Source organism: Bradyrhizobium sp. S3.7.6, assembly GCF_054061875.1.
The window spans coordinates 8,427,828-8,454,186 of the sequence record NZ_JBSSEQ010000001.1 but is presented as its reverse complement, the minus strand read 5'-3'; the positions used below and the strand labels follow the sequence as shown (position 1 = coordinate 8,454,186).

Annotated in this window: 27 protein-coding genes and 1 pseudogene; 17 read left to right on the top strand and 11 right to left on the bottom strand. The window is 64.4% G+C overall.

The genetic code is table 11. From position 1 onward, the window contains the following. The 5 genes from ACVJ5M_RS40780 to ACVJ5M_RS40760 all read left to right on the top strand — a co-directional run bounded on the left by ACVJ5M_RS40780 (position 1) and on the right by ACVJ5M_RS40760 (position 4,250). A complete protein-coding gene (locus tag ACVJ5M_RS40780; RefSeq protein ID WP_063986690.1) occupies positions 1-1,140 on the top strand; it encodes an epoxide hydrolase family protein in 1,140 nt (379 codons plus the stop codon). 123 nt (positions 1,141-1,263) lie between these two features. After that, positions 1,264-2,874, top strand: coding sequence for an acyl-CoA synthetase (locus tag ACVJ5M_RS40775; protein WP_063985499.1), 1,611 nt, complete (start codon positions 1,264-1,266; stop codon positions 2,872-2,874). A 13-nt stretch (positions 2,875-2,887) separates the two neighbouring features. Further along, a complete protein-coding gene (locus tag ACVJ5M_RS40770; RefSeq protein WP_028159428.1) occupies positions 2,888-3,355 on the top strand; it encodes a MarR family winged helix-turn-helix transcriptional regulator in 468 nt (155 codons plus the stop codon). Further along, positions 3,316-3,804, top strand: a complete 489-nt coding sequence (locus ACVJ5M_RS40765; RefSeq protein WP_231143627.1) for a YybH family protein — start codon at positions 3,316-3,318, stop codon at positions 3,802-3,804. Before ACVJ5M_RS40770 ends, ACVJ5M_RS40765 begins: the two co-directional genes overlap by 40 nt. 2 nt (positions 3,805-3,806) lie before the next feature. Further along, the gene (locus ACVJ5M_RS40760; protein WP_028159430.1) at positions 3,807-4,250 is read left to right on the top strand and encodes a hypothetical protein; all 444 of its coding nucleotides are present in this window, start codon (positions 3,807-3,809) and stop codon (positions 4,248-4,250) included. A gap of 2 nt (positions 4,251-4,252) precedes the next feature. Here the strand turns inward: ACVJ5M_RS40760 and ACVJ5M_RS40755 are convergent, their stop codons facing one another. Next, the gene (locus ACVJ5M_RS40755) at positions 4,253-6,484 is read right to left on the bottom strand and encodes an ATP-binding protein (RefSeq protein ID WP_063985497.1); all 2,232 of its coding nucleotides are present in this window, start codon (positions 6,482-6,484) and stop codon (positions 4,253-4,255) included. Positions 6,485-6,783: 299 nt separating this feature from the next. Between ACVJ5M_RS40755 and ACVJ5M_RS40750 the strand changes: the two genes are divergently transcribed. Next, positions 6,784-7,557 (top strand): DUF2189 domain-containing protein, encoded by a 774-nt coding sequence (locus ACVJ5M_RS40750; RefSeq protein ID WP_063985496.1) that lies wholly within the window; start codon positions 6,784-6,786, stop codon positions 7,555-7,557. Positions 7,558-7,586: 29 nt separating this feature from the next. Here ACVJ5M_RS40750 and ACVJ5M_RS40745 read toward each other — a convergent pair whose 3' ends face one another. Next, positions 7,587-7,772 carry a hypothetical protein gene (locus tag ACVJ5M_RS40745; protein ID WP_063985495.1) on the bottom strand — a complete coding sequence of 62 codons (186 nt, stop codon included), beginning with the start codon at positions 7,770-7,772 and terminating at the stop codon, positions 7,587-7,589. Continuing rightward, entirely contained in the window at positions 7,772-8,578 is an 807-nt protein-coding gene (locus tag ACVJ5M_RS40740; protein ID WP_063985494.1) for a transglutaminase-like domain-containing protein, read from the bottom strand. The genes ACVJ5M_RS40745 and ACVJ5M_RS40740 overlap by 1 nt, the downstream gene beginning before the upstream one ends. A gap of 394 nt (positions 8,579-8,972) precedes the next feature. On the opposite strand from ACVJ5M_RS40740, the gene ACVJ5M_RS40735 reads away from it, so the two are divergent. Next, positions 8,973-9,152: a hypothetical protein gene (locus ACVJ5M_RS40735; RefSeq protein ID WP_063985493.1), complete on the top strand. Its 180-nt coding sequence runs from the start codon at positions 8,973-8,975 to the stop codon at positions 9,150-9,152. An 18-nt stretch (positions 9,153-9,170) separates the two neighbouring features. Here ACVJ5M_RS40735 and ACVJ5M_RS40730 read toward each other — a convergent pair whose 3' ends face one another. The 3 genes and pseudogenes from ACVJ5M_RS40730 to ACVJ5M_RS40720 form a co-directional block, all read right to left on the bottom strand. Then, on the bottom strand, positions 9,171-9,683 hold the full coding sequence (locus tag ACVJ5M_RS40730; RefSeq protein WP_063985492.1) for an SRPBCC family protein: 513 nt from the start codon (positions 9,681-9,683) through the stop codon (positions 9,171-9,173). Continuing rightward, a pseudogene (locus ACVJ5M_RS40725) lies at positions 9,680-10,149 on the bottom strand (SRPBCC family protein). The gene ACVJ5M_RS40730 and the pseudogene ACVJ5M_RS40725 overlap by 4 nt, the downstream one beginning before the upstream one ends. Then, complete coding sequence (locus tag ACVJ5M_RS40720; RefSeq protein ID WP_063687468.1) at positions 10,142-10,456, bottom strand: ArsR/SmtB family transcription factor; 315 nt, start codon at positions 10,454-10,456, stop codon at positions 10,142-10,144. The pseudogene ACVJ5M_RS40725 and the gene ACVJ5M_RS40720 overlap by 8 nt, the downstream one beginning before the upstream one ends. A gap of 116 nt (positions 10,457-10,572) precedes the next feature. Here ACVJ5M_RS40720 and ACVJ5M_RS40715 point away from each other — a divergent pair, with 116 nt between their 5' ends. From ACVJ5M_RS40715 to ACVJ5M_RS40700, 4 genes are all read left to right on the top strand, one after another. Continuing rightward, positions 10,573-12,021: an LVIVD repeat-containing protein gene (locus ACVJ5M_RS40715; protein ID WP_063985491.1), complete on the top strand. Its 1,449-nt coding sequence runs from the start codon at positions 10,573-10,575 to the stop codon at positions 12,019-12,021. 2 nt (positions 12,022-12,023) lie between these two features. Continuing rightward, on the top strand, positions 12,024-12,560 hold the full coding sequence (locus tag ACVJ5M_RS40710; RefSeq protein WP_063985490.1) for a hypothetical protein: 537 nt from the start codon (positions 12,024-12,026) through the stop codon (positions 12,558-12,560). A 45-nt stretch (positions 12,561-12,605) separates the two neighbouring features. Then, a complete protein-coding gene (locus tag ACVJ5M_RS40705) occupies positions 12,606-13,226 on the top strand; it encodes a LysE family translocator (protein WP_080586526.1) in 621 nt (206 codons plus the stop codon). 84 nt (positions 13,227-13,310) lie between these two features. Continuing rightward, the gene (locus ACVJ5M_RS40700) at positions 13,311-14,294 is read left to right on the top strand and encodes a DUF3592 domain-containing protein (protein WP_084795399.1); all 984 of its coding nucleotides are present in this window, start codon (positions 13,311-13,313) and stop codon (positions 14,292-14,294) included. On the opposite strand, the gene ACVJ5M_RS40695 is transcribed toward ACVJ5M_RS40700, so the two are convergent. Continuing rightward, a complete protein-coding gene (locus tag ACVJ5M_RS40695; RefSeq protein ID WP_231143624.1) occupies positions 14,291-15,097 on the bottom strand; it encodes an N-formylglutamate amidohydrolase in 807 nt (268 codons plus the stop codon). The genes ACVJ5M_RS40700 and ACVJ5M_RS40695 overlap by 4 nt on opposite strands. Before the next feature lie 206 nt (positions 15,098-15,303). Here ACVJ5M_RS40695 and ACVJ5M_RS40690 point away from each other — a divergent pair, with 206 nt between their 5' ends. Then, positions 15,304-15,702 carry a gamma-glutamylcyclotransferase family protein gene (locus ACVJ5M_RS40690; protein ID WP_063985489.1) on the top strand — a complete coding sequence of 133 codons (399 nt, stop codon included), beginning with the start codon at positions 15,304-15,306 and terminating at the stop codon, positions 15,700-15,702. A 76-nt stretch (positions 15,703-15,778) separates the two neighbouring features. Here the strand turns inward: ACVJ5M_RS40690 and ACVJ5M_RS40685 are convergent, their stop codons facing one another. Next, positions 15,779-16,342 carry a chlorite dismutase family protein gene (locus tag ACVJ5M_RS40685; RefSeq protein ID WP_063985488.1) on the bottom strand — a complete coding sequence of 188 codons (564 nt, stop codon included), beginning with the start codon at positions 16,340-16,342 and terminating at the stop codon, positions 15,779-15,781. A 203-nt stretch (positions 16,343-16,545) separates the two neighbouring features. Between ACVJ5M_RS40685 and dnaG the strand changes: the two genes are divergently transcribed. Further along, positions 16,546-18,564, top strand: a complete 2,019-nt coding sequence (dnaG, locus tag ACVJ5M_RS40680; protein WP_063985487.1) for a DNA primase — start codon at positions 16,546-16,548, stop codon at positions 18,562-18,564. Positions 18,565-18,943: 379 nt separating this feature from the next. Continuing rightward, a complete protein-coding gene (gene rpoD, locus ACVJ5M_RS40675; protein ID WP_063985486.1) occupies positions 18,944-21,103 on the top strand; it encodes an RNA polymerase sigma factor RpoD in 2,160 nt (719 codons plus the stop codon). Positions 21,104-21,212: 109 nt separating this feature from the next. Here rpoD and ACVJ5M_RS40670 read toward each other — a convergent pair whose 3' ends face one another. Both ACVJ5M_RS40670 and ACVJ5M_RS40665 read right to left on the bottom strand, forming a co-directional pair. Further along, positions 21,213-21,449: a hypothetical protein gene (locus tag ACVJ5M_RS40670; protein WP_028150700.1), complete on the bottom strand. Its 237-nt coding sequence runs from the start codon at positions 21,447-21,449 to the stop codon at positions 21,213-21,215. 634 nt (positions 21,450-22,083) lie between these two features. Beyond that, the gene (locus ACVJ5M_RS40665; RefSeq protein WP_187387816.1) at positions 22,084-23,016 is read right to left on the bottom strand and encodes an OmpA family protein; all 933 of its coding nucleotides are present in this window, start codon (positions 23,014-23,016) and stop codon (positions 22,084-22,086) included. Positions 23,017-23,183: 167 nt separating this feature from the next. Here ACVJ5M_RS40665 and ACVJ5M_RS40660 point away from each other — a divergent pair, with 167 nt between their 5' ends. Next, on the top strand, positions 23,184-23,990 hold the full coding sequence (locus ACVJ5M_RS40660) for a lytic murein transglycosylase (protein WP_063985485.1): 807 nt from the start codon (positions 23,184-23,186) through the stop codon (positions 23,988-23,990). A 187-nt stretch (positions 23,991-24,177) separates the two neighbouring features. Here the strand turns inward: ACVJ5M_RS40660 and ACVJ5M_RS40655 are convergent, their stop codons facing one another. Continuing rightward, a complete protein-coding gene (locus ACVJ5M_RS40655) occupies positions 24,178-25,014 on the bottom strand; it encodes an SDR family NAD(P)-dependent oxidoreductase (RefSeq protein WP_063985484.1) in 837 nt (278 codons plus the stop codon). A 120-nt stretch (positions 25,015-25,134) separates the two neighbouring features. On the opposite strand from ACVJ5M_RS40655, the gene ACVJ5M_RS40650 reads away from it, so the two are divergent. Beyond that, positions 25,135-25,509, top strand: a complete 375-nt coding sequence (locus ACVJ5M_RS40650) for a response regulator (RefSeq protein ID WP_028150703.1) — start codon at positions 25,135-25,137, stop codon at positions 25,507-25,509. Positions 25,510-25,564: 55 nt separating this feature from the next. Further along, positions 25,565-26,176, top strand: coding sequence for a LysE family translocator (locus ACVJ5M_RS40645; protein WP_063985483.1), 612 nt, complete (start codon positions 25,565-25,567; stop codon positions 26,174-26,176). Positions 26,177-26,359: the final 183 nt, after the last annotated feature.

Genomic DNA, 26,359 nt, shown 5'->3' with positions numbered 1-26,359 from the left:
ATCGGCGCCATCAAACCGTTTCGCATCGCCATCAGCGACGACATTCTCACCGACCTCAAATCGCGCCTCGCCCGCACGCGCTGGCCGGAGGCGGAGCTGGTCGACGACTGGAGCCAGGGCGCGCCGCTGAAATGGATCCAGGAGATCTGCGCCTACTGGGCCAACAGCTATGACTGGCGCGCCCGCGAGGCAAAGCTCAACCGCTTCGACCAGTTCACCACCGAGATCGACGGGCTCGATATCCACTTCCTGCATGCGCGCTCGAAGGAGCCGTCCGCACTGCCGCTGATCATCACCCACGGCTGGCCGGGGTCGATCGTCGAATTCCAGAAAGTGATCGCGCCGCTGGTCGATCCTGCCGCGCATGGCGGTAATCCTGCGGATGCGTTTCACGTGATCTGCCCGTCGCTGCCGGGCTTTGGCTTCTCCGCCAAGCCAAGGACCACCGGCTGGGGCGTCGACCACATCGCCGCGACCTGGGCGAAGCTGATGGATCGGCTCGGTTACGCGCGTTACGGCGCGCAGGGCGGCGACTGGGGCTCGGCAGTGACGACATCGCTGGGCGCGCAGGACGCCGAGCACTGCGCCGGCATCCACATCACGCTCGCTTTCAACGCGGCGCCGAAGGTCGAGGGCGAGCCGACGGCGGAAGAGAAGCGCGCGCTCGCCGGCCTGAAGCATTATGTCGATCTCGATTCCGGCTATTCCAAGCAGCAATCGACGCGGCCGCAGACGCTCGGCTATGGCCTGACGGATTCGCCGAGCGGGCAGGCGGCCTGGATTTTGGAAAAATTCTGGGCCTGGACCGATTGCGACGGCCATCCCGAAAATATTTTTGACAAGGACGAGCTGCTCGACAACGTCATGCTCTATTGGGCAACGGAGACGGCGACCTCCTCCGCACGGCTCTATTGGGAGAGTTTTGGCAAGCGCCGCACCACGCCCAGGGTCAACGTGCCGACCGGCGTCGCCGTATTCCCGAAGGAGATCATCACGCCGGTCAGGCGCTGGATGGAGCCGAACTTTCCTAACATCACGCACTGGAGCGAGATGGAGAAGGGCGGGCATTTCGCCGCATTCGAGCAGCCGGAGCTGTATGTTGGCGACGTCAGGAAATTCTTCCAGACGGTGCGCCGTTAGGGGATGCCTCCGCATCGTCATGCCCGGGCTTGTCCCGGGCACCCACGCGCATAAACTCAGGTCCAACAAGAACGTGGATGGCCGGGACAAGCCCGGCCGTGACGACGCTGCCGGGAAACGACCATGCTGACCGAAGCCGCAACCTACGACGAGCTCTATCGTAACTTCCGCTGGGACGTCCCGGCGCGCTTCAACATGACGGAGGCGTGCTGCGACCGCCATGCCGACGGCACGGGCCGCCTCGCGCTGGTCTATGTCGACGAGAACGGCGCAACCACGCGTACCTCCTTCGACGAGGTCGCGGAGATGTCGCGCCGCTTCGCCAATGTGCTGAAGGCCGATGGGCTCGTGCGCGGCGACCGCGTCGCGGTGTTCCTGTCGCAGTCGCTGGAGCTGCCGATCGCGCATATGGCCGCGTTCCGCTCCGGGCTGATCTCGATCCCGCTGTTCGCGCTGTTCGGCGAGGACGCGCTGGAATTCCGCCTGTCGAATTCGCAAGCAAGAGCCATCATCACTGATGAGGCGGGCTGGGAGAAGCTCACGAAGGTCCGCGATCGGCTGCCCTATCTGCAGGACATCTATATCACGAGCGGCGCCGTCCACGCCGGCGCAAAACCGTTCTGGCCGGCGATCGAAACCGCGTCCGAGGACTTTGCGACCGTCGACACCTCCGCCGATGATCCCGCCCTGATCATCTACACGTCAGGCACGACAGGCAATCCGAAGGGCGCGCTGCATGCGCATCGCGTCGTGCTCGGCCACTTGCCGAATGTCGAGATGTGCCACAATTTCCTGCCGCGCCCCGGCGATCTGATGTGGACGCCGGCGGACTGGGCGTGGATCGGCGGCCTCGTCAACGGCCTGTTCGCGTTCTGGTATCACGGCATCCCCCTGGTCGGTCACCGCGCGCGAAAGTTCGAGCCGCAGGCGGCGATGCAGATGATGGCCGACCTCGGTGTCCGCAACGTCTTCCTGCCGCCGACCGCGCTGAAGCTGATGCGGCAGGCCGGCGTGAAGCATCCGGGCGTCAAGCTGCGCAGCATTTTCACCGGCGGTGAATCGCTCGGCGGCGAGCTGCTGGGCTGGGTACGCGAGACGTTCGGCATCGATGCGCATGAAGTGTTCGGACAGACCGAGTGCAATCTCGTGATCGGCAGCAACTCCAACCTGTTTCCGATCCGCCCGGGGTCGATGGGCAAGGCGACGCCGGGCTTCGACGTCCGCATTGTCAACGACAAGGGCGAGGAGCTGCCGACGGGGCAGCGCGGCATCATCGGCGTGCGCCAGCCATGTCCGTGCACGATGCTCGAATACTGGCGCAATCCAGACGCGACGGCGAAGAAATATGCCGGCGAATTCCTGCTGACCGGCGATCTCGGTACCCGGGATGAGGACGGTTATTTCTGGTATGTCAGCCGCGAGGACGACGTCATCACCACCGCCGGCTATCGCGTCGGCCCGTCCGAGATCGAGCACACGCTGATGAAGCATCCGTCGGTGGCGATGGCGGCGGTGGTCGGCATCCCCGATCCGATCCGCACCGAATCGATCAAGGCCTGGATCGTGCTGCGTCCCGGCTTCGCGGCAAGCGACACGCTCGCGCGCGAGATCCAGGAGTTCGTGAAGGTGCAACTCGCCGCGCACGAATATCCACGCTTCGTCGAGTTCGCGGAGACGCTGCCGATGACGGCTACGGGCAAGGTGCTGCGGCGCGAGCTGCGGGCGCGGGGTTAGGCTCTTTCAGACAATGGCAAAGACGTCTCAAGCTGCGGGGCTTCACCGCGCCTCACTTCCGAAGCTGCACGATCTCGATGCGGCGCTGGAGCTGATGTATTACGGCTGGCGCGGGATGACGCTGGAGGCCGACGAATATCTTGCGAAGCAGGGCCTGTCGCGTCCACACCACCGCATCCTCTACGTGGTGGCGCGCCGTCCCGATATCGCGATCGGCTCGCTGATCGAGATCCTCGGCATCTCCAAGCAGGCCCTGAACCGGCCGCTCAACCTGCTGCTGGAGCGCAAGCTCCTGACGTCGAAGCGGGCACCCGAGCAGCATCGCTCCAAGCTGTTGCGCCTGACGGAGGCCGGGCGACGCATCGAGCAAAAGGCATCGGATCACGAGCGCAAGGTCCTGCGCGAAGCGTTTGATCGCGCCGGGGCGTCGGGTGCGGCGGCATGGATGGCCGTCATGGGGGCGATCGCCGACAACAACTGACGGTTCCTCAAGTCAATATAGTTGACATGAGGCGCGAGCTTTGCCACTTTCCCGGCAACGAGCCAGGGGAGGGCTCCGCCATGAGCGGATGGAAAATGGATCGCGCAGCCGCCGAGCGCTTTGTCGCGGCATGGTGCGCGAGCTGGCGCCGGGTCGATATCGACGCGGTCGTCGCGCATTTCGCCAACGATGCGCAGATGCGCAGCCCTCTGGCACTATCATTGACCGGTTCTCCGGTCGTCAGCGGCGCCGAGAACATCCGCGCTTATTGGCGCGAGGCTTATGGCCACATCGAAAGCGCCGACCTGAAGATCCTGAGCTGGAGCTGGGACGAGGCGATCGCGCGCCTGACGGTGTGGTGGCAGCTCGGCGACACGCGCGCCAGCGAGTTCATGGATTTCGACGATGCGGGCCGTGTGGTGCGCAGCGAAGCCTTCTACGGAAAATGATCATGCATCTTTCGGATTTCGTCCTGCTCCTCAACACGCTCTGGTTCGGCGGCGCGTTCATCCAGTTCAGCGTCGCCCAGGGCAACACGCTGAAGATACTCCTGCCGCGCGAAGAGCGCAGCAATCCGATCGCGCCGACGCTGGCGGCCAGCGTGGCGTTCCTGGGCGGGATGAATCTGCCGATCGGGCTTTTGTCGTTCTATCTTCTGGCCGCTCGTCCGGCCTTCTTCCAGCCGATCGAGGCGCAGCTCGCGCTGTTCCTGTTCTTTGCCGCCTGCCACTTCAGCCAGTTCGCCTATAACCTTCCGGTCCTGATGCGCGGAGGGCGCGTCGGGGTGGCCTACTGGCCCGTGCTGAAAGGTCCGATGCTCAGGATCTTCGTCATCGACGCGGCTCTGTTCGTAGCCAATCTCGGCGTAGCGCTCCGGCTGGCGTTCTCTTCCTGATTTCAGCGCGGCGACGCCGACAGGGCGGACCGCAGCATCGCGGCAAGATCCTTCCGCCGGAACGGTTTTGTCAGGATGCGGGCGTCGCCGACCCCGTCGGGCGTCTTGACGGGATTTTGGGTGTAGCCCGAGGTGAAGAGCACCTTGAGCCCGGGCCGCAAGCCGGTCGCTTGCCTGGCAAGCTCTGGTCCGAACATGCCGCCCGGCATCACGACGTCGGTGAGCAGCAGGTCGATGTCGCCGGGGCGGCGCAACAGTTCGAGAGCCGCGGGACCGTTCGACGCCGCGATGACGCGATAGCCGAGGGTCTTCAGCTCGCTCTCGACATAGGCCCGAACCATGTCGTCGTCCTCGACGACAAGAATGGTCTCGCTTCCGTCGGGGGCGACGATCCGTTCCGCCGGTGACGGATGCTCGTTTGGTGGCGCCGCAAGGCGGGGAAAGAACAGCCTGACGACGCTGCCTTGTCCCGGTTCGGACTGCATCTGCACAACGCCGCCGGATTGCCGCACAAAGCCGTAGACCATGCTCAGGCCGAGGCCGGTGCCCTTGCCGACCTCCTTGGTGGTGAAGAACGGCTCGAACGCCCGGCTCGCCACCTCGGCGGTCATGCCGCTGCCGGTGTCGGTCACGGCCACCATGACGTAGTCGCCCGGCCGCGGCTCGCCATTGACGTCAAGGTCGGATTCACCGAGCGAGGTGTTGCGCGCCTCGATCGTCAGCTTGCCGCCGAGCGGCATGACGTCGCGCGCGTTGAGCACGAGATTGAGCAGCGCCGTTGTCAGCTCGCCGGGATCGACGCTGGTCAGCCACACATCCGATTCGAGCGCGAAGGTGCATTCGATGTACTCGCCCAGGGGCCGGCGCAACAGCTGCTCCATCTCGTGAATCTTCACGGCGATGTCGATGTCTCGCGGCCTCAGGGGCTGCTTGCGCGCGAAGGCGAGCAGGCTCCGCGTCAGGTCGGAGCCGCGCTCGGCGGCGGTCGCGATGTCGTTGGCGATCCGGTGCAATTCCTTGTTGCCCGCCAGTCTGTCGGCAAGATGCTCCGAATTGCCGAGAATGACGGTCAAGAGGTTGTTGAAATCGTGCGCCACGCCGCCGGTGAGCTGGCCCATGGCTTCCATCTTCTGGGATTGGCTGAGCTTGTGGCTGAGGTCGGCGATGGCGGCGCGTTGCTGTTCGAGCGACTCGGCGGTGTCGTTGAGCAGGGTCATCAATCCGCCCAGTTCGCCGCCCGGGTGGGGAGGCGGAATTCGCGCGCTGAGATCTCCGAGCCCAAGTTTCTTCGCCATGGTGGCGAGACGTCCGACCTGGCGCCCGACGCTCACGGTGGCAAGGATCCAGACGGCCGCCAGCAGCAGCAGCGAGGCCACCGCGAGTATCGCCACATCCTCGTAGAGCCGGCGATTCGCCGCGGCGACCAGTCCGTCCTTGGACCGTCCGACCATGATGTAGAGGCCGGCATCGCGGGTCGAAGGCGAGCGCGCGGCGACAGCCCAGACCTGCGTCCGGCCGTCGCGATCGGTCACCTCCTGATACGCCTTCCGGTCCGGCGTTGCAGCGAAGCGGAGCAGATCGGATCCCGCGATCGACGTGCCGACCGGCTCGGTCCATCCTCCGCGGGAGGGGGCGACCAGAACCGTTCCCTTGCTGTCGAGGAGCAGGATCTCCTTCTGGCCGAGCAGCCGCTTGTCGTGAAACTCCGCGAATTTGCGCAGGTTGAAGGAGGCGAGCAGGATCAGCTTCAGGGCGCCCGTCTCCGATCGCACTGGATAGGCGATCTGGAGCACCGATAGTCCGGTCAGCCGGCCGAATACCGGCTCGAGCGCGATGCCGCGCGACGCCAGGGCCTGCTTGAAATAGGCGCGATCCCGGAGGTCGAGGGTGCGGTTGGTCCGCAGCGAATCGCAGAACAGGCTGCCGTCGGGATCGATGGTCAATATCCCGGTGAACTGTGGGTATTCCTCGCGCACTTCCGACAGGAACGCCGAGCACGCCGCCTTGTCGCGCGTGTCGAGGTCGCGTGCACGGGCGAGACCATAGTGAAGCTGGGCGGTGCCCTGGATCTTCTCGTCCAGGTCGCTCGCAATGTCGTCGGCTGTCGCGGTCAGATTGGCCAGGGCTGCGTTGATTTCGCTGCTGCGATTTTGCACGAAACGTAAGCCGACGAGGATGGCCGGCACCAGCATGGCCGCAATGACGAGTATCAGTAGCCGGGTACGCAAGCTCATCGGTCGGGCGGTCCAATTTGGTCGTCGCGCGTGCTGGTTCGAAGATGCAATCTGCGGCACCACCCTCCGCTCAGTCCATAGGCATCCGCCGAAAAAGCCCCGCGGGGAAAGATTTCGGCCGCGTACATCACGGATGAGTCCCCGGAAAGTTCGCCCGCGAGGCCCTGTCGGGCTGGTGTCGGGCCTCCCGGGATACCGTCATCCCGCAATCAACGCGCGCGTGCGCGCCGGTCGCGAGGGCGCTAATATCGGGATCGCGCGCGACGGAGATCGTGCCGGTGATGAGGAGAGGGAGCCGCATGTCGATCTCGGGCAAAGTCGATCCGGTGGTGCGTCCCGTGGCGGCGACCGACATCGCCGAGGCGCTGGTCGAGGGTTTGCGCGATTTCCAGGCGCTGCCGCTCTACGGGCTCTGCTTCGGCGCGCTCTACGCAGGCGGCGGCATCGCCATCATGCTCTGCCTCACCGCCTTCGGCATGGTCTATCTCGTCTATCCCCTTGCGGCCGGCTTCGCGCTGATCGGGCCGTTCGTCGCGATCGGCCTCTACGAGGTCAGCCGTCGCCGCGAATGCGGCGAGCCGGTCTCCTTCGGCGCGATCTGGTCGGCGATACGCGCGCGCAGCGAGATCGGCTGGATGGCCTTCGTCACGCTGTTCGTGTTCGTGATCTGGATGTACCAGGTGCGGCTGCTCATCGCGCTGCTGCTCGGCCTGCACGCCTCGTTCTCGAGCTTGCAGGAATTCATGACGGTGGTGCTGACGACGAATGAGGGCCTGCTGTTCCTCGTCATCGGCAATGCGGTCGGTGCCGCGCTGTCGCTGATTTTGTTCTCGCTGACGGTGGTGTCGTTTCCGCTGCTGCTCGACCGCGAGGTCGATTTCGTCACCGCCATGGTGACGAGCGTACGCGCGGTGGTGACTAGCCCGCTGCCGATGATCTCGTGGGCCGCGGTGATCGTGATGCTGCTGATCGTCTCGGCGCTGCCGTACTTTCTCGGACTGGTCGTGACGCTGCCCGTGCTCGGACATGCGACATGGCACCTTTACCGGCGGTTGGTGGTGCCGGTGGCGTAAAGGGGAAGCCCGGACGCAACGGAAGCGAGCTATTCGCCCGTTGCCAGGCGGCGAGCGCCTGACGAAGTCAGCTCGAGTTCGCCGAGCCGCCTGATCGCATAACCCAGATTGGCCAGACGTTCGCCGTGCGCCTGCGGAATGTCGCCTTGACCCTTGCCGACTATGGCCAAGGACGCAAATTCATCGGCGGTGAGCGCAGGGGTGCTGTCTGTCATCAGGCAACCTCGTCGGTCCATACCTTGAAATTGAGCAGGGTATTCGGACCGAAGGTCTGGACGATCGGGACGTCTGCGGCATCGCGCCCCTGCGCAATCAGCACGCGGCCGATCCGCGGCGTATTGTTGCGCGGATCGAACATGTGCCAGCTTCCACCGACGAAAGCCTCGAACCAGGCGGCGAAATCTCCAGCAGGCCATGGTTGTGGGGTGCCGATGTCGCTGAGGTAGCCGGTGCAGTAACGCGCCGGAATGTTCATGCTGCGGCAGAACGCGATGGCGAGATGGGCATAGTCACGGCACACGCCCTTGCCTTCGTCGTAGGCTTCCCGGGCTGTCTTGGTCGCACGCGCGTGCTCATGGCCGAACGTGATGTGGCGATGAACAAAATCGCAGATGGCCTGGACCCGCGCCCAGCCCGGCGGCGTCTGTTCGAACAACTTCCATGCGATATCCGACAGGCGATCGGTCTCGCAGTAGCGACTGCCGAGCAGATAGACGAGCGTGTCGGCCGGCAGCGCTTCGACGGCGTGCTGAAACGCGTTCGGAAACACCGGGTCGGGCAGGCCGCTGTCGCGAACGATGCCATCGCCGGCAAGACGGAAGGCGCCGGCCGGCGCAACGATGCGGCTGCACCAATTGCCGAAGAGGTCGCGATAGGGACTGATCGCCACCGAAGGTCGGGTGGTCAGCAGGTCGGGCACGACGATATCAGAGGCGCGCGTGAAGTGCGTGCCCAACACCATGATCATAGGCGTCGGCTGCGGGAACTCGTACAGCATCTCGAACCCGACGCGGAGCTTCATGCAAACTTCTTTCTCTTGGCCAAGCTCCCAACATGGCTACGAAGCGATCGAACACAAGGCATTCACGGCCTTATTCGATCGAGAGCGGCATTTGGCGCTTCAAAAGCGCGGCGCGGGCGAGAAAACGATAGCTAATTGCGGCGATTGCGCGCACGGTGCGCCAATGTCGGAAAGAGCGGTCGTCTGTGCGCACACGCTGCGTCACGACGATTCGCGCGCGACTTGAAGCGACTCATTCTTCGCATCGGCGGAGCCTTCTCATCGCGACGTCGTAACGGCGATCGTCGCGCTTATTGCCACTTCCCGCGGGCGAGCCGGACGCAGCAGGCGTGCCGCGGACGCCTGAAAAATTCCACAGCGGTTCGATACGAGATCGAACGCCAACCGAAAGCACATGATGCAAACTCTCTCCCCACGGCACGTCAAGACAGACGAAGCGCTCCGGCTCGGCGTGGAGTCAGGCTGGTACGCGATCAAGGTCAGCGGGACCTTCGTCTCGGGCCCGCACGACTCGGAAGGGGATTGCCGTCGCAAGATCGACGAGATTCAACCGCCGGTGAAGAAGAAGCGATAACAGCGCCGATTTCGGCCGCTACGGCGTCTTGATCCCCATCGCCTTCAACGCCGCCAGCATCTGCGCTGGCGGTGTCATTTTGATCTGCGGCGCCTTGCCGGTTTCCAGCAAACTCTTCAGTCCCGACAGGATCGCGGGCCAGCCGGTGCGGCCGCCGGAGAGGATGCCTTCGCTGAGCGCGCGGTCGTGGCGTTCGCTCATGGTGAGGCGGACGGCCTCGCCGGCTTGCTCGATCTCGTAGGTGACGAGCGTGGTGCCGAGCTTTGCGACGAGGTCGGGCCAGTTGACGTTCCATGTCACCGTCAGCTTGTTCGGCGGATCGTATTCGAAGACTTCACCCGAGATGTGCTCCGAACCGTCAGGCGCGCGCACGGTGAAACTCCCGCCGAGCCTCCGTTCCATCTCCACGGCAAAACCGGAAAAGTACTTCCTGCTGAACTCGGCCGAGGTCAGCGCTTCCCACACCTTCTCCGGCGTGGAGACGATGTAGATGGTGTAGACCGTCAGTGGTTTGAACTGATCGAGGTTCATTTTGCGTCGAATCCCTTGTTGAGCGCGGCGCGGGGAATGCCGAGCAGCTTGCCGGTCTCGAGCAGGCTCTTGAGCTGGGACAGGATCGCCGGCCAGCCGTTGGAGACGGCGCCGAGATATTTGCCGCCCTCGACGAAGCCGTCATGCAACACGGTCAAACGCACGAGCGAGCCGAACGGTTCGATCGTGAAGACGACGCGCGATATCGGCTCGCCGCGCAGCTCTTCGAACTTCTGGTGCTTGAAGCTGTAGGACAGGCGGCGCGGCGGATCGGCCTCCAGAATCTCGCCGGAATCGGTGACCTCGCCGTCGAGCGTGAGCGCGAAGGGGGAGCCGACCTTCCAGTCTGACCTGACCTCGGCGCCGAACCAGTATTGCCTGGTGAATTCGCTCGACGTCAGCGCCTCCCACAGCTTTCCGGCGTGGTCTCGATATAGCTCACATAGACGAATTGGGGCTTACTCATCGCGCTTCTCCAACTGACGTTTCAACTCGCCGAGCGCGGCGAGCTTGCCGCGCTCGAATTTCCTGATCCAGCGTTCGCCGATCTGATGGATCGGCACCGGATTGAGGTAATGCAGCTTCTCGCGGCCATGTCTGATGGTCGTGACCAGATTGGCCTCTTCGAGAATGACAAGGTGCTTGGTCACGGCCTGGCGCGTCATCGCGAGGCCTTCGCAGAGTTCGTTCAGCGTCTGGCCGTTCCTGGCGTGAAGCCTGTCCAGCAGCGACCGTCGTGACGCATCGGCGAGCGCTTTGAAGACCTCATCCATGGTGGCGATAATAGGCAACCAAATGGTTGCATGTCAAGATGGTGTCTTTGGCGCCCGGAAATGGCTGTGCTAGCCTTGAAGCTCAGCCAACGCAGATTGGTTCCGGGAGAGCTTTGATGTTCCGTTGCTTCTCACTCGCAGCAGGTCTTGTCCTTTTCGCCTGCAGCACCACGGCCCAGGCACAACAGAAGCAGACCATCGGCGCGCCGCAGGAAGCGTCCAACATGAAGCTGGTCGGCACCAACGACCTGCAGGCGCGCAGCGCGTACCAGCCGACCATCCATCATCAGGCCGATCGCTGGATCGCCTATATCGGCCATCACGGTGGCACCGACGACGTGCCCGCGCCCGTCAACCCGATGACGGGGCAGGCCGAACCGAACGGAACGTCCATCGTCGACGTCACCGATCCCGCGCGTCCAAAATATCTGCGGCATCTGCCGGGACAGGAAGGCAAGTACGAATCCGGCGGCGCGCAGATGGTACGGGTTTGCGACGGCAAGTCGCTGCCGAAGGGCGATCCCAATGCGGTCTATATGCTCCGCACCTTCGGCAGCGAGGCGCATGAGATCTGGAACGTCGCCGACCCCGTAAATCCCGTGCTCGTTACCCGCATCGGCGGGCTGAAGGACACCCACAAGAGCTGGTGGGAGTGCGACACCGGCATCGCCTTTCTTGTCTCCGGCGCGCCGGACTGGCGCACGCGGCGCATGACGCAGGTCTACGACCTCAGCGATCCCGCGCATCCGCAGAAAATCCGCGACTTTGGCCTGCCCGGCCAGGAGCCCGGCTCGACCGGCGCCGTGCCGACCGAATTGCACGGGCCGATCTCGACCGGACCCGACGGCAATCGCGTGTTCTTCGGCTACGGCACCAACAAGGGCGGCATCCTGCAGATCGTCGATCGCGACAAGTTGCTGAACGGGCCGAAGGAGCCGACGCCGGAGAATCTTCGCTATCCCGAGATTTCGCGCATGCCGATGTCCGCCTTCAACGGCGCGCATACGACGTTCCCGATGCTCGATATGCCGGTCGCGGAATTCGCCGAGGACAAGGACGGCAAGACCCGCGACATCGTCATGATCGTCGACGAGGCGATTCTGAACGAATGCGGCGAGGCGCGGCAGATGGTGTGGTTCGCCGACGTCACCACCGAGACGCGGCCGATGATGATCTCGAGCTACACCGTGCCGGAGGCGGGTGGACAGTTCTGCCAGCGCGGCGGCCGCTTCGGCTCGCACTCCTCGAACGAGAGCATGGCGCCGGTCTATTACAAGAAGATGGCCTTCATCGCCTTCTTCAATGCGGGCGTGCGGGCGCTCGACATCCGCGATCCCTATCATCCGAAGGAGGTCGGCTATTTCATCCCGGCGATCACGCAGGCCACAGACAAGCGCTGCATTCCCGTCGAGGGCGGCGAGCGCTGCAAGGTCGCGATCCAGACCAACAATGTCGAGACCGACGATCGCGGCTACATCTACATCGTCGACCGCGCCAATACCGGTCTGCATATCCTCGAACTGACCGGACCGGCGCGCGCGGCCGCCGGCCTGCCGAGGAACTGACGATGCGGCGCGGGGCGGCGATTGCGGCTGTGGCCATCGCGCTCGGTGTGTCCGGCGTCGGGGCTTATCGGCTGGCGCCGGCGGCGGAATCGGCAGGCTGGCGCGAAATCGCATGGCCGTTCCCGCGCGACGGCTGGCCCGCCGGCCGCGCGTTCCGCTGCGACGGCGCCTGCGCGGGCACCGAGCTCTACGTGCGCGCCAAGCGTGGCTTCTGCAATTGCGACCGCGGCGTCGCCGACGATGATGAGGTCGATCGCGTTGCCGACATCGATCTGATCAGCCCGCGCTTTGCCGCCGTCGCGCCGGGCGAGGAGGTGGGTCTTGGCGAGATGCGCGGCCGTGCCAGGCGCTATGATCTCGATATGCTCGACGACGTCCGCCATGCCGCGATCGGCATCGCCGTCTCGCGCCGCTGCGATCTCTTCGTCGCTGCGGCCCAGGGGCGTGGCGAAGCAGGCGCCGTGCAACGCGCAGCGCTGGCGTTCCTGGAGACGCGGGAGATGAAGGTATGGGCGACCGCGGCGCTGGACGGACAGTGAGTGTCATGCATTAATGCGCCAAACCGCTCTCAGCGAGTCCTCCCCATGATGTCCATGCAAGCCTATTTCGCCTTCGTCGCCGCCTGCATTGCGCTGGCCTTGCTGCCGGGGCCGATCGTCACCCTCGTCGTCGCCAACGGCCTGCGTCACGGCACGCGCGCGGCGTTGACCAATGTCGCGGGCGCGCAGGCCGGGCTCGCCATCGTCATCGGCATCGTCGCAGTCGGCCTGACCTCGCTGATGGCGACCATGGGTTACTGGTTCGACTGGGTGCGCTTTGCCGGCGCCGCCTATCTGATCTGGCTCGGCATCAAGCTGATCTGGGCGCCGGTCGAAGGCCTCAATGTCGACGAGCCGCCGGCGCCGCCGCGCGGCGGGTTCTTCCTGCAAGGCTTCCTTGTGCTGCTGTCGAACCCGAAAGTGCTGATCTTCTTCGGCGCCTTCATTCCGCAGTTCATGGACATGAACCGCGATCACTTCCCGCAAGTCGCGGTGCTGGGCGCCACTTTCATGGTCACCGCGGCGATGACGGATGCGCTCTACGCTCTTGCCGCGGGGCGTGCGCGAAAATTCTTCTCGGCCCGCCGGACGCGGCTGATGTCGCGCATCTCCGGCGGCTTCATGATCGGCGGCGGTATCTGGCTGGCGCTGACACGGGCAAAATAACCTCGCTCGTACCGGTTCGCGCTTGAACCCTTCGCGGCGGCGATGCGTCCAATCGGGCATTGCCGCTGACGAAGGAATTTGGCCGTGCCCGATCTGCCCTGGTTCGTCTATGCGATGCTGTTCGCACCGCTCGGGCTGTTACTGGTCGCCTCCGTTGTGAAGACCTGGCAGGTGCGCGAGGCGCGAAGCTGGCCGCAGGCATCGGGCAAGGTCGTCCGCTCGGTCGCCGAGGTACGCGAGGTCAGGGTGTCCGACAGCGACCGCGAGGAAGGCTATCGGCTCGAGAGCCGCAATTTTGCGAACGTGACTTACGAATATCCGGTCGGCAGCCGCAAGCTGAGCTGTAACCGCATCTCGATCGGCGAGGACCTCGGCAATTTCGAGGTCGCCGAGAAGCTTGCAAAATATCCCGCCGGCAGCATCGTCACCGTCTATTACAATCCGCGCCATCCCGATCAGGCCGTGCTCGAGCGCGACCTGCCCAAGGGGCTGTGGGGCTGCCTCGGCATCGGCACGGCGATCGCGTTTGGCATCGTGTTCGGCTCGGCGTTCGGGCTCAACCAGACTTATGCCTACCTTGCGCACCGCATCGGGCGGCCCGATCTCGCCGGCCTTGTCGTCGGCTTCGGCGCGTTCGGCCTCGTCATCGCGCTGATGGGGTATGGGGTGCGGCGGCAGGCGTTGAAGGCGGCGCGCTGGCCGGTGGTGCCGGGCACGATCAAGCTGTCGGGGATCGAGCAATATCACGAGGCCAGCGAGCCGGGCGAGCGCCGCGGCACCGAGATGTTCGGCAAGCGCGTGACCTACACCTATCGCTATCAGAATATCAGCTACACCAATGAATGCGCGCGCGTCGCGGCCGGGACGCAGTCCGGGTCCGACGAGATGTTGAAGAAGCTGATGTCGCGCTACAAGCACGGCGCGACCGTCGAGGTGCGCGTCAATCCCGACAACCCGGCCGAGGCAACGCTCGATACAAGCGGCCCCGTCCGCATCGCCTGGCTGCTGTGGGGTATCGCTGCGATTTTCGCTGCGCTCGCGGTGTTCGTCGCGACGCGGGGCAGCTAGTCGACCAGCCTCTCCCTGCGCAACTCCAGCTCGATCTCCGCAAAAATCCTCGCCAGCCGCTCCGCCCATTGCTGCTGGCCGGACTGATCCGCGATCAGATCCTGGCGGATCTCGATGCCGGTGTTGACGAGGCCGCGGGCTTCGCCGTGGACGGGGATGGTGTAGTCGCTGAGGTCGCTCACCGCATAGGGCTCGTTGTCGCCGACGACGAGATCGCCTTCAGCGCGCAAATGTTTCAGCAGCAGCTGCGGCAGCACGGTGTCGCGGTTATACAGCGCGGCGATGTGCCAGGGCCGGGCGACGCCGGCATAAACCGGCGTGAAGCTGTGCAGCGACACCAGCACCGTCGGCCGCGTGTCGTGCAGGCGGCGGTCGATCGCGGCATCGATGCGGCGGTGATAGGGCTCGAAGATCTCGCGCCGCCGCGCCGCGCGCTCGCCCTCTGAGATGCCCTCGTTGCGCGGGATCGCGGTCGCCTCGGATATCACGGGAATCGAGCTTGCTACGCCGGGCGAGCGGTTGCAGTCGATCACGAGCCGGGAATAGCGCTGCGCGATCAGATGCGCATCGAGCATTCTTGCCAGCCGCTCGGCGACGCCGGCAATGCCGATGTCCCAGGCGATGTGTCGCGTCAGCTCGCTTGCCGCGACGCCGAGGTCGCCGAGCGCGCGCGGCAAGATCCGTCCGTAATGATCCGAGGTGAGCAGGAAAGGCGATGCCCCATCCGCATTGACCTCATGCACCGGCGGAATGTCCCCCGCGCCGAGCAGTTGATCGGTCGCGTCGGCCGTGTTCAAGTCCATCCTGATTGCCTATGGAAAAAGCAGTTACCGTCCAAATTGGGCAGCAATCGCTTGCAGGTCGGTCCACCCAAAATCATCATGATCGCCAGACGATGCCGTTGCCGGCGATTCATCACAAGACCAAATCTCGATTGCCCCCGGGGACTTCGCTGGGACGAGGAAATGTGCGGCTGTCGTTTCGCTCGATTGACGGCTATAGACACCCCATGACCTCCGATCGTCTTTTCGTCTACGGCACCCTGATGCGCGGCTTCGACCATCCGATGGCGCGGCTGCTTGCAGGACATGCGGACTTTTTGGGTGACGCGACGTGTCGCGGCCGGCTCGTTCTCGTGAAGCATTATCCCGGATTGCTGCTGTCGAACGCGGCCTCCGATGTCGTCCATGGTGAGCTTTTTCAATTGCGCGTGCCCGACGAGCTCCTGCGCGAGCTCGACATGTACGAGGCCTGCGGCGAGGGCTTTCCGGAGCCGACCGAATATCTGCGCAAGCTGATCGACGTGACGCTGCCTGATGGCACCACGGAGAAGGCCTGGACTTACGTCTACAATTGGCCCGTCATCGATCTGCCGCGCATCGAGTCCGGGCGCTTTCTCGAGCACTAGGCGCGGATGCGGACTTCACCTCTCCCGCGCAAGCGGAGCGAGGGATCGCACCTTCATCGTGGCCGGCGTTCGATCACTAAGCCGACAGCACTTCCTTCACCAGGCGCACGTCGATCTCGTGCTCGACGTAGCTCCACTCCTCGGTCTGCCTCAGCATCGCCACCAGCTCCTCGAACAGCGAGGCATCGGGGGGCGCGAACTCGAACCATGTCAGGAAGTCGAAGGGACCGCCGAGATCGCGGCTGTGATAGAGCTGCCGCGCGATGGCGGGCAGGAAACGAAGAGTGCTGGCGATGTGGTGCGACTTGTCCTCGAAGATCTTGCGGCGCTCTTCCTGCGTCAGCTCCCACCACGCCTCCGATTTGCGGATCGGAATCAGCGCCGCGGAAGTGGCCCCTAACCGGCCGAGCTCGGCCTGCACCGCGGTGAGCTGCTGCTTCTCGGCGCGCTCAGTATAGCGCGGCGTGCTCGCAACGCCGACCAGCCGCCACGCATTGCGAGAGGGCACCAGGGGCAATGAAATCGCCTCGCTGTCGGTCACCGACAGCGCCGGCACGAAGGGCAGGGGCTCGCCCACCACGGGTGAAATCGAGGTCACACGCCAGCCCCCGCTGTGGCCGCCGCGAAACATCCTGAACATGGCCTATGGAAGCGCGGAACCGGTCCGGGTTCAAGTCTTTCCGCGGTCATTCCGGGCTCGATGCTTCGCATCGCCCCGGAATGACGCCTGTGCATAGGTCGAATAACCCGGATAAGCCGGACAAACCTGACTTTTGGGCAGGCCGCGCCTATATCCGTAACCCTTCGCCCGACTCACGTTGATTCGCGCCAGACCCAGAGCCCATGCGCTTCACGCCCCAGTTCCTCGACGAGCTTCGTGCCCGGCTTTCGGTCTCCGAAGTCGTGGGCAAGCGCGTGAAGCTGAAGAAGGCCGGGCGGGAATGGAAGGGGCTGTCGCCGTTCCAGCAGGAGAAGACGCCGTCCTTCTACGTCAACGACCAGAAGGGATTTTACCACGACTTCTCCTCCGGCAAGCACGGCGACATCATCACCTTCGTGATGGAGACCGACGGCCTGCCGTTCGCCGAGGCTGTGGAGCGGCTCGCCGGCATGGCGGGCCTGCCGCTGCCGGCGGTGACGCCGGATGCGGCGCGGCACGAGCAGCGGCGCCGCACGCTGCATGACGTCATGGAGCTCGCTGCAAAATTCTTCGCCGAGACGCTGGCCTCGCGCGCCGGCGCCAAGGCGCGCGGCTATCTCGCCGATCGCGCGATCTCGCCGGCGACGCAAGTGCAGTTCCGCCTCGGCTATGCGCCGCCGCCACCCGAGCGTTTCGCGCTGAAGGAGCATCTCGGCAAGCTCGGCGTCTCCATCGAGGACATGATCGAGACCGGGCTGCTCGTTGCCGGCAACGACATTCCCGTGCCCTACGATCGCTTCCGCGATCGCGTGATGTTTCCGATCACGGATCTGCGTGGCCGTGTCATCGCCTTCGGCGGGCGCGCGCTGGAGAAGGACGTTCCGGCAAAATACCTGAACTCGCCGGAGACGCCGCTCTTCCACAAGGGCGACAATCTCTACAATCACCAGACCGCGCGCAAAGCCACCCACGATGGTAGCGCGCTGATCGTGGTCGAAGGCTATGTCGACGTCATCGCCATGGTGACAGCAGGCTTTGCAGGTGCCGTGGCGCCGCTCGGCACCGCGCTGACCGAAAACCAGCTCACGCTGCTCTGGAAGATGGCGGACGAGCCGATCCTCTGCTTCGACGGCGATCGTGCCGGACAGAAGGCGGCTTATCGCGCGGCCGACTTGGCCTTGCCATTTCTTGCGCCGGGCAAGAGCCTGCGCTTTGCGCTGCTGCCGGAAGGGCAAGACCCCGACGATCTCGCCCGCTCGGGCGGTCGCGGCGCGATCGAGGATGTCATTGCTGCGGCGAAGCCGCTCGCCGAGATGATTTGGTCGCGCGAACTCGAAGGCGGCAACTTTGCCACGCCCGAGCGTCGCGCCGCGCTGGAAGCGCGCGTCAAGGAGCTGTCCAACGGCATCCGCGACGAGGTGGTGCGGCGCTATTATCGCGACGATTTTGCCGAACGGCTTCGACGCACCTTCGCGCCTGAGGGCGGGCGCGGCGGTTTTGCCGGCCGGGGCAATTTCCAAGGCAATTCCGGCCGCTCCTTCCAGCCGCGCAACGGGGGACAGGCGAATCGATTCGGGGGTCAGGGATTCGGCAGCCAGGGGCGGCGTGGGGCCTCCGGTCCCGCCTTTATTCCCTCCGGCCCCTACCAGGCGGCGAGCCCCCAGCTGGCGGCCAGCCCGATCATGAAGGGCCAGCGCAGCGCCATATCCCGGCGCGAAGCCCTGATCCTGCAAATCCTGATCAACCACCCCTGGCTGCTGCACGACCACCTTGAGGAGGTCGCCGCCCTGGAGCTGGCCCATCCCGAGGCCCATAAGCTCCGGGCCGGCATCATCGCCGCCTTCGCCAACGACCACCACCACTCGCCGGACCCCGGCGAGCTGGCCGAGAAGATGCGAGCCGACATCGAAAAGGGCGGATTTTTACAGCTTCTTCAAAGGGTTGAGAACGGCATCACGACCGCGGCGGTGTGGGGTGCCCGCGAGGGCGCCGCCCGGGACGACGTTCTCTCCACCTGGCACCAGCTCGTTGCCTTGCATCGGCAATACCATTCACTACTTAGAGAACTGAAGGACGCCGAGCTGGCCTTGGGGGAGGACCCCAGCGAGGCCAATTTGGCGTGGCTGCGTGACGTCAAGGCTCGGATAGGAGAAGTCGACGGTACCGAGGCCCTGATCGAGGGTTTTGGCGAGCTGTCGGGCCGGTTCCAGAAGAGCGTGTGATGAAAGAATCATGCGGACGGCCGGGACCGGAACCGCTAAAAGACTCGCCAAATCCAAGGTTTGGCGGCAAAAACAGGGTTAATCGAGGCTTAACGGTCTTGTAGCACTTTGGCCACCAGGCGGCCGCAGGCAGAACAGACGCGTCAGGAATGAATCCGCGCAATCGCTGTTGGCACTACACCTGCATCCGCTGCGACAAAGAGGCTCACGAAGCGTTAGGCAAATCCGGCGAGAGAGAAGGTCGGGGTGGCGAGAGATATCCGCGCCGCCCTTTCCGTGTCGCGATCTGACGAAGCGAGAGCGTCGAACAACAGGTTCAAGTGAATTCAGGCGGGCGGGCCGTTCGGCCTTCTGCATGAAGCGCGTTTAGGAGCAATGGATGGCCACCAAGGCAAAGACGCTGCAGGCGAAGGACAAAGAAAAGGACGACAAGGCAGCGGACGCGCCGGAGAAGGACTCCCAGGACGCGCCGTCGCCGTTGCTCGATCTGTCCGACGCGGCCGTGAAGAAGATGATCAAGCAGGCCAAGAAGCGCGGCTTCGTGACCTTCGATCAGCTCAACGAAGTTTTGCCGTCCGACCAGACCTCCCCCGAGCAGATCGAGGACATCATGTCCATGCTCTCGGACATGGGCATCAACGTCACCGAAGCCGACGATAGCGACGGCGAGGAGGACAAGGACGAGGGCGGCGAGGACGAGACCGATAACGAGCTCGTCGAGGTCACCCAGAAGGCCGTCACCGAGGTCAAGAAGAGCGAGCCGGGCGAGCGCACCGACGACCCCGTGCGCATGTATCTGCGCGAGATGGGTACGGTCGAGCTCCTGTCCCGCGAAGGCGAAATCGCGATTGCGAAGCGCATCGAGGCCGGCCGCGAGGCGATGATCGCAGGCCTCTGCGAAAGCCCGCTGACCTTCCAGGCCATCATCATCTGGCGCGACGAGCTCAACGAAGGCAAGATCTTCCTTCGCGACATCATCGATCTCGAAGCGACCTATGCCGGGCCCGACGCCAAGGGCGGCATGAACACCGCGATGATCGGCGGTCCGACCGGCGAGAACGGCGAAGCGTCCGCCGAAGGCGGCGAGGCCGCTGTCGTGAACGGAGCTGCGCCGGCGCATGTCGCTCCGCCCGCCGCGCCGCCGTCGCCGACCCCGTTCCGCGCCGCGCCTGCGCCCGGCAATGCCGGCGAAGGCGAGAAGGATCCGGGCGAAGCCGCCGCCGAAGCCGACATGGACGAGGACGACGAGTTCGAGAACCAGATGTCGCTCGCGGCCATCGAGGCCGAGCTCAAGCCGAAGGTCGTCGAGATCTTCGACAAGATCGCCGACAGCTACAAGAAGCTGCGCAAGCTTCAGGAGCAGGACATCCAGAACCAGCTCGAGAGCACTTCGCACGGGCCCTCGCTGTCGCCGCACCAGGAACGCAAATATCGCAAGCTGAAGGACGAGATTATCGTCGAGGTGAAGTCGCTGCGCCTGAACCAGGCGCGTATCGACTCACTGGTCGAGCAGCTCTACGACATCAACAAGCGCCTCGTGTCGCACGAGGGCCGCCTGATGCGCCTTGCCGATAGCCATGGCGTCGCGCGTGAGGACTTCCTGCGCAACTACACCGGCTCCGAGCTCGATCCGCGCTGGCTCAACCGCGTCTCGAAGCTCTCGGCCAAGGGCTGGAAGAACTTCGTCCATATCGAGAAGGACCGCATCAAGGACCTCCGTCACGAGGTGCACCAGCTCGCCGCGCTCACCGGCCTCGAGATCGTCGAGTTCCGCAAGATCGTGCACTCCGTGCAGAAGGGCGAGCGCGAGGCACGCCAGGCCAAGAAGGAGATGGTGGAAGCCAACCTCCGTCTCGTGATCTCGATCGCCAAGAAGTACACCAACCGCGGCCTGCAGTTCCTCGACCTGATCCAGGAAGGCAACATCGGCCTGATGAAGGCGGTTGATAAGTTCGAATACCGCCGCGGCTACAAGTTCTCGACCTACGCCACGTGGTGGATCCGGCAGGCGATCACCCGCTCGATCGCCGACCAGGCGCGCACTATCCGCATCCCCGTGCACATGATCGAGACGATCAACAAGATCGTGCGCACCTCGCGCCAGATGCTCAACGAGATCGGCCGCGAGCCGACCCCGGAAGAGCTCGCCGAGAAGCTCGGCATGCCCCTGGAGAAGGTCCGCAAGGTCCTCAAGATCGCCAAGGAGCCACTGTCGCTCGAGACCCCGGTCGGTGACGAAGAGGATTCACACCTCGGCGATTTCATCGAGGACAAGAACGCGATCCTGCCGATCGACGCCGCGATCCAGTCGAACCTGCGCGAGACCACGACGCGCGTGCTCGCCTCGCTCACCCCGCGCGAAGAGCGCGTGCTGCGCATGCGCTTCGGCATCGGCATGAACACCGACCACACGCTGGAAGAAGTCGGCCAGCAGTTCTCGGTCACCCGCGAACGTATCCGCCAGATCGAAGCGAAGGCGCTGCGCAAGCTGAAGCATCCGTCGCGGAGCCGGAAGTTGCGGTCGTTCCTGGACAACTAATTCGGATCGTCGTGCCCGGGCCAGTCCCGGGCATTCATCCAAACGAAAACGGCGGGCCGAAAGCCCGCCGTTTTCTATTTGTGCCGACGCTTCGCGAGTCGGACGGAGCCTACTTCTTCTTCGCGCCGACCCGGTCGAGGGTCTTGATTGCCAGCGGCGGGCGGCCGGACTTTTCCGCGATCTCGCGGTCCTGCTCCATGATGAAACCGCGCGCGGGCTCGTCGCCGTCCAGGCCTCCGAGCAGCTCCGCAGGCACGCGCCGGTTGGAGCGTTGGGAGCCGTCTTCGTAGAAGACGTTGAAAAAGGCGAACTCGCCCTTGGGATTGGTTCCAGGTTTTTTGGCCATGGCGGGCTTGTCGTCGATCAGGGCGCTATAGTCAAATGACTTTGGCGGGTTTTCCGGTGGTCACACGGACCTGTCGCGGCGGTCTCGGCTGCGCAATCGATCGATGAAGTCCGTTTGCTGGATGTTCGGATGCGTCCGGCGCTTCGTAAAATCCGATGCAACCCTTCGCTCAACAAACGGCGGGCCGCAAAGCCCGCCGTTTATTTTTGGTCTTCAGCGTCGCCCGGGGCTGGCGGGGCGACAACCTAGAATAGAATACTATAACTTGCGCCATAGCGTGGCAAGGCAAATCGTTGACGCCGTGATGTCGCATCGAGCGCGTCAGATATGCGCTGATCGCGACATCTGGTTTCGATGCGCATCAAAGCAATTGTTTGGATGGCCAAATCACTTTGTTCATATTTCCCGCTCTCGCAACGCAACGAGAGGTGCGTGCTTTGTAAAAATGCGCGTTCGCCTGCACGTCTTCCGTCCGCGTGCACAGGTTGTGTTCCATTGTGCGAACGAGTTCCATATCCGTGGTTGCACATCTCACTGCGTACACGTGACGAGTTCCGCTACGACGAGCCACTTCTCCACCGACAACGCCATTCAACAGATACTCGGAGCGCAGGTGGGAAGATGAGTGAGGCCGTTACGGCGCCACCAGCTCCACGCGCCGGTTGAGCGCGCGGCCGGCGTCCGTAGCGTTGGAACCGACTGGTGCCAGCAATCCGACGCCGGCGGTGCGCAGCCGCGTCTGCGCGATCCGAAAGCTTTTCACGAGTTCGGCTGCGACCGCTTCGGCGCGGCGCTTCGAGAGATCGAGATTGTACTCGTAAGCGCCCTGGCCGTCGGTGTGGCCGACGATGAAGACGTTGAGCTGCGGCTGACTCGTCAGCAGCTTTGCGATCTGCTCCAGCGTCGGGCGGCTCTCCGGCTTCAGCACCGCCTTGTCGGTATCGAAATAGATGCCGTAGAGCGCGATGTGACCGGTCTCGCCAAGACCCTTCGCCATCGCGGCGGCATCGACCATCTTGTTCGCGATGGCGCCGAGCTCGGCGACTGTAACCTGCGCATAAATGTCCTGGTTGTTCTGGCTGACGATGACGCTGGCATAGGTCTCGCGCCCGCCTTCGGTCTTGCGGCCGGCAAAATAGCGGTAGTTGAAGCCGTCGACCCACATCTGCGGCACCGGCAGCGTGTCGATCGCCTCGGTGAAGGGAATCGCACCGCAGGCGTCGGTGTCGCAGGCGAGCAAGGTCTCGAAGCCGGCTTTCGCAAGCTGCGTCTCGAAATTGCGCGACACTTCCAGGATCGAGGGGCCGGGATTGGTGCGATAGGCGATGCGGAAGATGCGGCCTTCGAGCCGCCGCGCATCTGCCGGCTGGCCGTCCCTAAAGGCGGCCGCCTGCATCCGTGCGGCGTCAAAATCCTTCGTCACGTAGCCGGTGATGACGCTGCCGGTGAAGCGGCCGATGCCGGGATAGTCGCGGCTGCCTGCGACATCGCGGGTCTGCGCGGCGGCGGCCGTGGCGGTGAAGGAGAGCAGGGCGAGGACAGCGAGCATCCGGTGCGGAATGGGCATGGTGATCTCGATCGGTTGGGGACGGGGCGAGCGCAATTCATTTGTCGCGGCCAAGATACGATCGGTTCTGACGATCGGTTCTGGCGAGGATCTGCCGCTTTGACGCGAATCCGGTTCCCGGGCATGATCGCGCGCTTCCGCGTTCATTCTTCAAAGGATTTTCCCGCATGTCGAGACTCGCCCTGGCCACCGCCTTCATCCTCTGTCTGGCCGGCGGATCGGCGCAGGCCGCGCGTTGCGGCGGCGACTTCAACAGCTTCGTCGCCAGCATGAGCTCGGAGGCGCAAGGAGCCGGCGTCTCGGCGAGCGTGACCAGCGCGGCCTTCAGCGGTATCGCCCAGGATGGCGCGGTGCTCGCCTTCGACCGGCGCCAGCGCTACACCTTCAACAAGAGCTTTGAACAGTATGTCTCGACCCGCGTCGGCCCTGGCCGCATCAATGGCGGCAAGGCACTGTTGCAGCGCCACGCGGCGCTGCTCTCGCGCATCGAGCAGCAGTTCGGCGTGCCCCGCTATATCCTGGTCGCGATCTGGGGGCTGGAAAGCGATTTCGGCAAGGGCGACATCGGCAAGCTGCCGGTGATCCGCACGCTCGCCACGCTCGCGCATGATTGCCGCCGCACCGAGCTGTTCCAGGGCGAGCTGCTCGCCGCGCTCAAGATCGTGCAGCGCGGCGACCTGCCGCTGCGCGACCTCATCGGCGCCTATGCCGGCGAGATCGGCCAGACCCAGTTTCTGCCGTCGTCCTACATCAAATACGGCGTCGATTTCGACGGCGACGGCCACGTCGATCTGCGCCACAGCGTGCCCGACGTGCTCGCCTCGACCGCGAACCTGCTTCACACCAGCGGCTTCAAGATGGGCCAGCCTTACGGCGAAGGCACCGCCAATTTCGAGGCGATGCGGGAGTGGAACAGAGCGGTGATCTACCGCAAGACGATCGGCTATTTTGCGGATCGGCTGGCGGGGCAGTGACCACATACTCGGTGTCATCGCCCGCCTTGTGCGCACTTGCGTACTGGGGCGGGCGATCCAGTATTCCAGAGGAGGCGCGGCTAGAACCGAGAAGCCGCGGCGTACTGGATGCCCCGGTCAAGCCGGGGCATGACAGCGGTGGTGTGGCGACAGCGGAGCACGCAGCGGCGATGCCGTCGCGTCACGCCTACTTCGCCGTCCCCTTTGCCATCTTCTCCAGCTTCCGCTGCAACGGCGCCCAATAGGTCCCGGGGCGAAAGCGCTGCAAAATGTCCATGAAGCGGGCGTCGTTGCCGATCAGGATGCGGGGCTGGTTGTTCTCGATGCCCTTGATGATGCGCAGCGCGGCGTCTTTCGGCGTGGTCTTTGCCGCGTTCTCGAACCGCTCGATCGATTGCGCGCGGCGCGCATTGTCGGTGACGCCGACCCCGGTGCGCGAATTGCGCGCGATGGCGGTGGCGACGCCGCCGGGATGCACCACCGACAGTTTTACGGGGCTGCCCGCGACCGCAAGCTCGTGCCGCACGCTCTCGGAAAAGCCGCGCACCGCGAACTTGGCGGCGGCATAGGCCGACTGTCCGGGCGGCGCGATGATGCCGAAGATCGAGGAGACGTTGACGATGTGCGCCTCTGCCAGCGTCTTCAGGTGCGGCAGGAAAGCGCGCGTACCGTGCACCACGCCCCAGAAATTGATGTCGAACAGCCACTCCATCTGCGCCTGGTCGATCTCCTCGAACGTCCCCATCAGCGCCACGCCGGCATTGTTGATGACGATGCCGAGCGCGGGATGGGCCGCGATCGCATCACGCGCGAACTCCGCGATGTCGCCGGGCTCGCTGACGTCGACGCGATGCACGCTGACCTTGCGTGCGGCACCGATCTCGGCGGCGAGCGTCTTCAATCCGGCCTCGTCGCGGTCGGCGAGCGCGAGATCGCAGCCGCGACTTCCGAGCTCGATCGCCAGCGCGCGGCCAATGCCGCTCGCCGCTCCCGTGATGGCGGCGGCGCCGCGAATGGCAGTCATGATGTCCCCCCGTCAAGCCGGTCGTGTGGAACTATGATCTACATTTTTCATGATGGAACTGAACCACCGGCGAACTGGCTCCTTAACATAGGTTACGCAAGCAAGCACTGGAGCAGCCCCATGGGACAGGCAGAACCATTTCGCGCCACGGCGTTGATCGTCGAAGACGACGTCATGCAACGGGAGATGCTCAGTCTTCTGCTGGAGGAGAGCGGCTACCAGGTCATCCAGTGCGACAGCGCCGAGGCTGCCCAGCGGGTGCTCGACAGAAGCGCCGGCGCGCTCTGTCTGATGCTGACGGACGTCCAGCTTGCGGGGCGCATGACCGGGGTCGAGCTCGCGCACGTCGCCAAGGACCGCAATCCAAAGCTCGATATCGTCGTCACCTCCGGCCGTCCCTTGGCGCAGCCGTTACCCGACGGCGCAAAATTCTGGGCCAAGCCGTGGGCTCCGCTCGACGTGCTCCGCGAGGCCGAGCTCGCGCAGCTGTCCTGACGATTGATCCGGGGGCTCGCTTTCTTGCCGTGAGGCGCGGTGATAGGGTCTGCCCATGACCTTGTCCTTCCTGCTTACCTCGCTCATCGTCGTCGCCTCGCCCGGCACCGGCGTGCTCTACACCCTGGCTGCGGCGCTGACCCGCGGCTCGCGCGCGAGCATCGCTGCCGCCTTCGGCTGCACGCTCGGAATCGTGCCGCACATGATAGCTGCGATGCTTGGGCTTGCCGCGGTGCTGCATACCAGCGCGCTCGCCTTTGCCGCGCTGAAATGGGGCGGCGTCGCCTATCTGCTCTACATGTCCTGGCAGGCGCTGCGTGAGACTGGAGCGCTCGCGGTCGATGGCGAGATCAAGGAGCGGTCGAGCCGCCGCGTCATCGTCACCGGCTTCCTGATCAACATCCTCAACCCGAAACTATCGATCTTCTTCCTGGCCTTTCTGCCGCAGTTCATTGCGGTGGATGAAGCCCATGTGCTGGCGCGGATGCTGGAATTGAGCGGCGCCTTCATGGCTATGACCTTTGCGGTGTTCGTCCTCTACGGTCTCTGTGCGGCGTCGGTACGCGATCGCGTCATCTCCCGCCCGCGTGTCATGGCCTGGCTGCGCCGCAGCTTTGCCGCCGGCTTTGCGGCGCTTGGTGCCAAGCTGGCGTTTGCGGAGCGCTAGGCTTCTCCTTCATCTCTCCCCGCTTGCGGGGAGACGCCGCAGCAGAGTGCGGCCAATAAAAAAGCGGGCCTTGCGCCCGCCATCCTCAAACTCTCTCGACCTTACCCGACGCCCGGGCGGAGCGAGGCTCCACCCGGGCAAAGAACATGCTGGCTACTTCTTCTTGGCGGCCTTCTTGGCCTT